Below are 9,692 nucleotides of genomic sequence, written 5' to 3'. Positions count from 1 at the left end.
CCGATTGAAGGATTAAACAACAAAATCAAGGTACTTAAGCGAACTGCTTATGGCTACCGTAATTATTCACACTTTAAAAATAGAATTTTATTAATGATGCGTTTATATGCGCCAAATCACTCGTCCAAAATCGCTACTTCTTAACACTGATTTTGAATACAATCGATCCAATCATTTGCTTATTTTATCTTTTGATCTAAAAAAGAGGCGAAGTAACCGAACAGTTACCTCACCTCGTCATCAACCCTATTTGACAAAGAGCCTTTAAAATATGTAATGAATCGAGTTGGCCACATTGATGCGAATACTACTATTCGTATTTATACACATGTGACTGAAAAAACTCGGAGAAAAGAAAAAGAGCGGATAAACGATTTATTTTAATCGTACCCGCTCTCTTTTATATATATTTCTTTGCTACCATTCCAAAAATTCGGAATAATCTTGCTACCATTTCAGGTAGGTTTTATAAAATTGCTACCATTTGATAGGTTGCACTCTCTACAAACCTTGATATTATCCTAAACGTTGTTTACTGTCAGCCACACGTTGCATAGCTTGACCGATATAGTTAATACACAACATCATAACTAATATAAGTAATGAAGCTGGTAGCCAAACCCATTGTTTATTTTCAATAATATCAGCAGATGAAGCCATACCAACAAGTGTACCTAAACTTGGTGTACTTGGTGGAAGACCAAATCCTAAATAACTCAAACCTGTTTCAATACCTAAGTTACCTGCAAAACTTAAAGTTAAATTAACAATAATAATTGATGAGATATTAGGTAAAACTTCACGGAACATAATCATAAAGTGACTTGAACCTAATGTTTGTGATGCACTTACATAATCTAATGAAGCTTCTGATAAAACACGTGAACGAATCAAACGAGCTTTTCCCGTCCAGTAAAAAGCACTCATAATCATAATGAAGCTTGATACTGTATAGTGTGGAACAATTGTTACTAACACGATAATAATCATCAGTGTTGGTAAAATCATAATAAAATCAACAATACGCATCATTATGACATCAACTATACCACCAAAGTAACCAGAAATTAATCCATAAACAATTCCAATAAATGAAGTTAAAATAGTAATACCAAAACCAATCAAAATGGAGTTACGTGCTCCAATAATTAATTGACCGAAGATATCACGACCACCCTCATCTGTACCAAGAATGTAACCATCTTGTCCCCATGGAATGTAACGATTTAAAACATCAACACGCATTAATGATTTTTCATCAATAATTAGTGATCCGATAAATACTGTTAGCAAAATCGTAATTAAAATTACTAATGCGGCTAATGCAACTTTGTCTTTTAGAAATTCTCTAATAACTACTTGAAAACCAAGTGTTGCTGACTTAGGCTGATCCGCATCATTTTTAGGAGTTATATCCGGATTAGGTACTAAGTTTTCATTTGGCATTTCTTTTTTATTATCTATCATTCTAATCCTCCTCCCTATTGAATACGTATACGTGGGTCAACAATACTCATGATAATATCTGATAAAAGCGTACCAAAGAGTGTTGCTAAACCAAATAATAAAATCAGTGCTGTTGCAACCGAATAGTCACGTGATGTAATTGAACTCATAAACAAATTACCCATACCACTATATGAGAAAATTTGTTCAATAAAGATAGAACCAGAAATTAATCCTGTAATTTCATAACCTAAGAATGCTGCGATTGGTAATAATGAATTACGGAAAATATGTCGATTATATACTACACGCTCTGGTACACCTTTTGAACGAGCCGTACGGACATAATCTTGACTTTTCGCATCAATAATACCAGTTCTTAAATATTGAACAGTTCCTGTAGTAGATAAAATAGCCATTGTAATGGCAGGTAAAATCATATGCTTAATTCTACTTAAGAAGTACGTAATTGTACCTGGTGCTATACCTGATTGAACAGAACCACGTGTTGGGAACCACTCTAAAGTATAACCAAACGCCCATAATAATAATAAGGCAAATACAAAGACAGGAATTGAGAAAGTAATAAATGTATAAGCAACTACTACTTTATCCATCCATGAGTTTTGGAAACGACCAGCAATTAAACCTAATGGTAAGGCAATTAAATACGTTAATATTAATGTTAATAATGATAACCATAAAGTATTTATCATGCGGTTACCAATTAATTTAGTTACTGGTAAATGATAAGTATAACTTGTACCAAAATCTCCTTTTACAGCATTTCCTACCCAACGGAAGTATTGAACAGGTAACGGATCGTTTAAACCTGCTTTTTCACGTAAGGCAGCAATTGTTTCAGGAGGTGTTTCTGGTGTAATTAATCCCGTAAATGGATCTCCAGGCATATTTTTTGCAAGTATGAAGACAATAACACTTAAAATAATAATTTGCGGGATCATCAACATGACACGACGTAAAATTGTTTTCCACATATTATGCTTGACCTCCCTCTTTTACAGCGACAAAGTGTGTATCTGAAACTGGTTGTAAGTCAAAGACACGTCCTTTTTCTCCATAATATAATTCTTGTTTGTCTTGATAGAGTTTTTCCGTTCTAATCCGTTCTGCTTTATGCTTATCACGGTTAATTGGATCTATCACAGGGATAGCCGACAATAGTCGTTTCGTGTAAATGTGTTGTGGATTATTATAAATATCATTACGTGTCCCCGTTTCAACAAAACGGCCACGATACATAATTGATAAATGATCACACATATGTTTAACCACACCTAAGTCATGTGATATAAACAAATAGCTTAAATTAAATTCATTTTGAATTCGTTTCATATAGTTTAATACTTGCGCTTGAACTGATAAGTCAAGAGCTGAAACAGGTTCATCTGCAATAATTAATTTTGGACTACTTGCTATCGAACGAGCAACACCAATACGCTGACGTTGTCCTCCAGAGAATTCATGTGGATATTTATAAAGTGCTTCTTCATTTAATCCAATGATTTCAAGTAATTCAATTACTTTACGTTTTTCTTCTTGTGGGCTTAATTTATCAAAGTTTCTGATTGGTTCAGCCACGATATCTAAAATACGTTTTTTAGGGTTAAAACTTGATAATGAATCTTGGAAAATCATTTGAACATTACGTTTAAATTCTGAGTTACTTCCCATATGTTTATTAGTAACATCTTGGCCTTCATAAATTAATTGACCAGACGTAATTTTTTCAAGTCCGATCATCGCTTTACCAATAGTTGATTTACCAGAACCTGATTCACCAACTAAACCGTATGTTTTTCCTTGTTCAATTTCCATGCTAACACCATCAACGGCTCGTACATTATCAGTAATACGATTCCAAAATCCACTTCGAATCGGGTAATGTACTTTTAAATCTTTTAATTGAATAAATCCCATTACTCTTCCTCCCCTTCAAAGTGAAAATGTTTATAACAGCTACAACGTACAAAATGTCCTGGTGTCACTTCGTGTAATTCTGGATGTTCTTCATGTTCTTCTTCTGAAATCCATGGTATACGATGTGCAAAACGACAACCTGTACGAGGCAAGTTAACTAAACTTGGAACCGTTCCTTGAATCACGTGTAATTCATCAATTTCCGCTTCACTAGACATTTCAGTGTCACCTTGAGGAATTGATTTTAATAACGAACGTGTATAAGGGTGTAATGGATTGGTAAATAATTCTTCGGATGTAGCTACTTCAACAAATTGTCCTGCATACATTACGGCTACTCGATCGGCAGTTTCTGCAACAACTCCCAAATCGTGTGTAATCATAATAATACCAGAACCTGTTTCTTCTTGAATTTCTTTTAGTAAATCTAAAATTTGAGCTTGAATCGTTACATCTAACGCTGTAGTTGGTTCATCCGCGATGATAATTGGGGGTTTACATGCTAACGCAATTGCGATACACACACGTTGACGCATTCCTCCAGATAATTCATGTGGATATTGTTTAGCTACACGTTTTGGATTTGGTAGTCCAACTTGTTCTAATAATTCAACCACACGCTCATTACGTTGACTTTCGTTTAAATCCGTATGATATAGTAACGATTCTTCAATTTGCTTATGAATAGTCATTAATGGGTTTAGCGACGCCAACGGATCTTGGAAGATCATTCCAATATCGTTTCCACGAATTCGATTATATAGTGATTCGCTAAGTGTAATAATATTGGTGTCTTTATAAATTACCTCACCAGTTGATCGTGTATTATTTTTATTATGTAATCCCATGATTGTTGTTGCCAATGTTGACTTGCCTGATCCAGACTCCCCAACGATTGCTAATATCTCATTTTTATGTAAATCAAATGATACCCCATCAACTGCATCATAGTATTTGTCACGCACTCTGAATCCAGTGTGTAAATCATTGACTTCTAATAGAGGTTTATTGATCCCCATTAAACTTCCTCCTCATTTAACATTAGGTTATTTCCTAAAGGTACAGGCATAATTATACCGTATTTAATCGATACTTTCAATTATGTTTCTAATTAATATAATTAATTTCTAATGATTATCTCATGTTTCTAGACGAATGTAAAGTGAAATATCGATACAAAAAGAAAGAGCACTTAAGGCTCTTTCTAACTTATTTCGTTTCTTCTATAAATTTAACTGCATCTTCGATTGAGACAATTTTCACTGCTTCTTCATCAGAAATTTGAATATCAAAAGTATCTTCTAAAGTCATAATCATTTCCACTAAATCTAAAGAGTCTGCACCTAAATCTTTTTGAAAAGTCGTTTCAGGTTTTATTGCATCAACTGGTTGATCGAAGTGGTCAGCAATCAATTCTTGTATTTGTTTAAAAATTGAATCGTTCATTCTAATCGCTCCTTCTTGATTCATACAGTAATATTTTACTTAATTTTAGGACAAATGTCTATCTTTCTAATTATACTTAAATGCTATACATTTATTCTGATTGCTCAGACGCTTCTTGCATACGTTGAATTCCTGATTCGATTTCTTCGATAAATGGTGTGTTAAGAAATTCAATCAGCTGTTCAAAGGTAGCAACTAATGTATTAGATTTCGCATTGCCGTGAGCTTTAATTACTGGGGCTTTTACGCCTAACAAAATAGCACCACCAACATTTTCGTAATTTAATTGCTTAGCAAATTTTTTTAATGGCGTCCTAAGTAACAAACCACCGATTTTCGCTATTAGACCACCATTCATTATAACAGATTTCATTTGTTGCATCATCACCATAGCTGTTCCTTCAATTGATTTTAATACAGCATTCCCTGTAAATCCATCACTAACTGCTACGTCAGCCACACCTTCTAAGATGTGACGAGATTCAATATTTCCAACAAAATTAATTTCAGCCGTATTTTTCAATAATTGGTATGCTGATTTGGTTAATTCATTTCCTTTTGTTTCTTCGGAACCGTTGTTAATCAATCCGACAGTTGGTTGCTCAATATGAAGAAAATATTTAGCGTATAAACTACCTAAAAAAGCAAACTGTTGCATATTTTTTAATTTTGTGTCTGCATTTGCGCCAACATCTAATAAAACAAAAGACGAGCGCGTATCACCAAACGCTGGAAGAACTGCCGCTAGAGCTGGGCGATCAATACCTTTGATACGACCTACAATTAATAATCCAGCCGTTAGTAAAGCTCCTGTATTTCCTGCAGAAACTAGTGCATCACTTTGTCCTTCTTTTACACTTTGGGCAGCTAGTACTAATGATGAGGTTTTCTGACGTCTAACCGCTCTAACGGGTTCTGCATCACCACTAATTTTGTCCGGCGCATGAAAAATTTTAATATTATCACGTTCCTTTATTAATTCACTTAATTGATCTTGTGGACCAAATAATTGAAAAGTCACCTGAGGATATTTGGGGGCTATATGATTAACTGCTTCTACGACTGATTGAGGTGCAAAGTCACCACCCATTGCATCAATTGCTATTCTCATCGCGTTTCATTCCTTTCTGTAATTGCGTTACAACTTCTTGAGTTGCATGATTCATAATATCCTTATCGATTACCAAATCACCTAATTTAAATGTCGGAATACCACTTTGTCTAACACCAAATATTTGTCCAGGACCGCGCATTTCTAAATCTTTCTCACTTAAATAAAAACCATCTTGACTAGCTGTCATAATTTTCATTCGTTCACGTTGAGTCTCTGTTTTACCAGGTGCAACTAGTACACAATACGACTGAAATTCTCCTCGACCAACTCGTCCTCTTAACTGATGTAACTGTGATAAACCAAATCGATCAGCGTCTAAAATAAGCATCACTGTTGCATTTGGAACATCAACTCCAACCTCAATAACCGTTGTTGACACTAACACATCTGTTTCATGCGCTTTAAATTGTTGCATAATTTGCTCTTTATCTTCACTTTTTAATCTACCATGTAATAAGTCTAAGCGAACAGTATCTTTAGGAAATACCGTTTGTAAATGCTTAAATACCTCTGTTGCATTTTCTAAATCTAAAGATTCTGATTCCTCAATTAGTGGCGATATAATATAGCCTTGTCTTCCTTTTTTTACTTCTTTCATTAAAAAGTTATAAAAATCCGGTACTTGCTCTGGTTTTATCCAATATGTTTTTATCGGCTGACGATTTTTAGGACGTTCTGTTAATGAACTAATTTCTAAGTCACCATACATTGTAATAGCAAGCGTTCTAGGTATCGGTGTCGCCGTCATTGATAATACATTGACACTTTGTCCTTTTTCAATCAATGTGGCTTTTTGATTTACACCAAAACGATGTTCTTCATCTATAATAGCTAATTTCAAATCATTAAAAATGACATCAGATTGAAACACCGCATGAGTTCCTATTAGTATATCAATTTGTCCTTCTTTTAGAGCAGTTAATAGTTGTTTGCGATGTTTAGTTTTTGTTGAACCAGTTAATAACTCTACTGTGATGCCGGAATTTTGAAATATCTTGTTAAATGATTGAACATGTTGCTCAGCTAAAATTTCAGTTGGTACCATTAATACACTTTGCCGTTTAGCAGTTGCTGTAGCAATCATTGCTAAAAAAGCAACGATTGTTTTTCCACTTCCAACATCGCCTTGTAATAACCGATTCATCGGAAAAGGCATAAGCAAATCTTTGCTTATTTGATTCACTACTTCCTTTTGACCGTCTGTTAAATCAAAAGGAATGGATTGGATGATTTTTTTTAATTCAGTCACATTATATGCTACGATTGCTTCTTTTTCATTCGTTTGTCTTCGCTTAAAACGTAATCTTTGTAGTTTTAATTGATAAGTTAAAAACTCTTCACAAACCAATTGTTCACGGGCTTTTTGGTTCATTTCATTTGAAGAAGGAAAATGCATTTGATACAATGCTTCGCTTCTAGGCATCGCGTAATAAGGTCCTAACCATTCTGGTGGATAGAAATCTTCAATTAGTTCTTTATATGATTGAAATGCTTGATCAATTAAATTACGAATAATTGTTCCTTTAATTGCTTGATTAGCAGGATAAATTGGTTCAAATTCTTCTACTTCACCTGATTGAGTACCACCCAAAAGTTTCATACCGAGTAATTGCGCTCGACCAGCATCCCATTTCCCATAAATAGCTAAATGATCAAGTTGATTAATTCGTTCTTTTAAATAAGGTTGGTTGAAAAAAACAACCGTCACAATGTCATGATCCACAGACATTTTAAACTGTAATCGATTCTTCTTTCGCCCAAAATAACTAACTACTACATCCGTTACTCGTTCACCTTTTAATGCGACACGATCTCCATCGACTATTTCTGATAAATCTCTTTCGCGTATATCGTTATATCGAAAAGGAAAATGGTGAATGAGTTGATCAATTATTTCAATGCCTAAATCAGCTAATCCTTCTATTCTTTTCTGACCTACCGAACGCAGAACCGCAACTGAATCTTTTAATGATTTCCCCACATATTCACCTCTCTAAACAAAAAAAGGGATGGCCACCCAACCCTTTTCATCTTGCTATGTTGAAACTCACTAAACGAATAACATTTTTATTCAACAGAAATAAGATAATGATATACGGGTTGGTCTCCCTGATGTATTTCAAATTCATAATCATCATATTGTTCTTCTAATACTTGAACAACCTCATTAGCTATTTCTTCAGACCCATCTTCACCAATGATTAATGTAACGATTTCATGATCTTCTGTTAACATTGATTCAATTGTTTGATGTAGAACATTTTTTAATTCTGGTTCACTAACTTTAATTTTACCTTCAATAATACCCATAAAATCATTTTCGTTGATGTCAACGCCATCAATTTGAGTGGAACGAATTGATGTTGTGATTTGAGCGCTAAGAACATGCTCTTTCGCTTCATTCATCGCTTCCATATTTTCTGTTAATGATTGATCTGGACTAAATGATAGCATAACAGCTAATCCTTCAGTTAAGCTCTTCGTTTCAATAACTCCTACATGATCACCCATTAATTCTTGAGCTTGTTTTGCTGCCATAAAAATATTTTTATTATTAGGTAAAATGATTACTTGTTCAGCATTTGCTCGCTCAATTTCTTTAACAATTACCTCAGTCGATGGGTTCATCGTTTGACCACCGCTAATAATATTTGTAACACCCATTGATTTAAATAATTCATTTAAACCTTCACCAGATGAAATAGCAATAATTGCATAAGGTTTTTTCTCAGCAAATTTTTCAATCACTTCATCGGTACGATCACGTTTTATAAAGTCGTCGTTTTGTAAACGCATGTTATCAACTTTTACTTTCATTAACGATCCAAAACGTTGGCCGTAATTCATTACTTTACCTGGATATTCTGTATGAACATGAACTTTAACTACTTCATCGTCGTTCACCACTAACAATGAGTCACCTAACTCATTTAAGTAATTACGAAATTCTTCATGATCAAATTCATCTGTAACTGTCTCACCCTCACCTAAGTGAACCATAATTTCAGTACAGTATCCAAATTTAATTTCACCCGTTGAAGCGTGTTCCATGTCATGATGAGCCACACTAGCTAAGTCTACTTTCATAGAAATCGGTTGACTTTTCGGTTTTTTACCTGTTAATGCTTCATAGAAGCCTTCATAAATATAAACTAAACCTTGTCCACCACTGTCAACAACTCCCACTTCTTTTAAAACCGGTAATAAATCTGGTGTTTTTTCTAATGCTTTTTGTGCACCATTCAAAACACTTTCTAAAACAGCGACACAGTCATTAGTCTGTTCTGCTTTTCTCATACCACGTTTTGCTGACTCACGTGCAACGGTTAAAATTGTTCCTTCTACAGGTTTCATAACTGCCTTATAAGCAGTATCTACTCCACCTTGAAATGCGCGAGCTAATTCTGAAGCATTCAATACTTCTGCATGTTCTAGAGATTGAGAAAAACCTCTAAAAATTTGCGATAAGATAACACCTGAATTGCCTCGTGCTCCCATTAATAAACCTTTTGCAAGGTCTTTGACTACTTCACTAATTGTTTCACTATTCGAGCTGAATACTCGTTCTGTTCCAGATGAAAACGACAAGCTCATGTTTGTTCCTGTATCACCATCTGGCACAGGAAACACATTTAATGAATTAACATATTCAGCTTGTTCATTTAGGCGTTCTGCCCCAAGTTGAATCATGTCCTTTAATTCAGTGACTGAAATAGTTGCTTTCTCTACCATAGTTTCCTCCTGA

9 protein-coding genes are annotated in these 9,692 nt (G+C 34.4%); 1 reads left to right on the top strand and 8 read right to left on the bottom strand.

Annotated elements, in window-relative coordinates; translation table 11 throughout:
• Nucleotides 1–144 (top strand): transposase (locus tag L866_RS09185; RefSeq protein ID WP_211236671.1); only part of this gene is annotated, 144 nt, incomplete at its 5' end.
• A gap of 372 nt (nt 145–516) precedes the next feature.
• Here the strand turns inward: L866_RS09185 and L866_RS0100465 are convergent.
• The 8 genes from L866_RS0100465 to L866_RS0100430 form a co-directional block, all read right to left on the bottom strand.
• Complete coding sequence (locus tag L866_RS0100465; protein WP_025728078.1) at nt 517–1,467, bottom strand: ABC transporter permease; 951 nt, start codon at nt 1,465–1,467, stop codon at nt 517–519.
• A gap of 14 nt (nt 1,468–1,481) precedes the next feature.
• Nucleotides 1,482–2,444 (bottom strand): oligopeptide ABC transporter permease, encoded by a 963-nt coding sequence (opp4B, locus tag L866_RS0100460; protein WP_025728076.1) that lies wholly within the window; start codon nt 2,442–2,444, stop codon nt 1,482–1,484.
• Between the two features lies 1 nt (nt 2,445).
• Nucleotides 2,446–3,387: an ATP-binding cassette domain-containing protein gene (locus L866_RS0100455; RefSeq protein ID WP_025728074.1), complete on the bottom strand. Its 942-nt coding sequence runs from the start codon at nt 3,385–3,387 to the stop codon at nt 2,446–2,448.
• Nucleotides 3,387–4,406: an ABC transporter ATP-binding protein gene (locus tag L866_RS0100450; RefSeq protein ID WP_025728072.1), complete on the bottom strand. Its 1,020-nt coding sequence runs from the start codon at nt 4,404–4,406 to the stop codon at nt 3,387–3,389. Before L866_RS0100450 ends, L866_RS0100455 begins: the two co-directional genes overlap by 1 nt.
• A gap of 190 nt (nt 4,407–4,596) precedes the next feature.
• Nucleotides 4,597–4,833, bottom strand: a complete 237-nt coding sequence (acpP, locus tag L866_RS0100445; RefSeq protein WP_025728070.1) for an acyl carrier protein — start codon at nt 4,831–4,833, stop codon at nt 4,597–4,599.
• A 91-nt stretch (nt 4,834–4,924) separates the two neighbouring features.
• Nucleotides 4,925–5,944 (bottom strand): phosphate acyltransferase PlsX, encoded by a 1,020-nt coding sequence (plsX, locus tag L866_RS0100440; RefSeq protein ID WP_025728068.1) that lies wholly within the window; start codon nt 5,942–5,944, stop codon nt 4,925–4,927.
• Nucleotides 5,928–7,928, bottom strand: a complete 2,001-nt coding sequence (recG, locus tag L866_RS0100435; RefSeq protein ID WP_025728066.1) for an ATP-dependent DNA helicase RecG — start codon at nt 7,926–7,928, stop codon at nt 5,928–5,930. The genes plsX and recG overlap by 17 nt, the downstream gene beginning before the upstream one ends.
• Before the next feature lie 86 nt (nt 7,929–8,014).
• On the bottom strand, nt 8,015–9,679 hold the full coding sequence (locus L866_RS0100430) for a DAK2 domain-containing protein (RefSeq protein WP_025728064.1): 1,665 nt from the start codon (nt 9,677–9,679) through the stop codon (nt 8,015–8,017).
• Nucleotides 9,680–9,692 lie beyond the last annotated feature (13 nt).

It is taken from the genome of Atopobacter phocae ATCC BAA-285, from assembly GCF_000526675.1.
GTDB classification, from domain to species: Bacteria; Bacillota; Bacilli; order Lactobacillales; family Aerococcaceae; genus Atopobacter; species Atopobacter phocae.
Note: the sequence above shows the minus strand (reverse complement) of the source record. Positions and strands in the feature narration are given on the sequence as shown.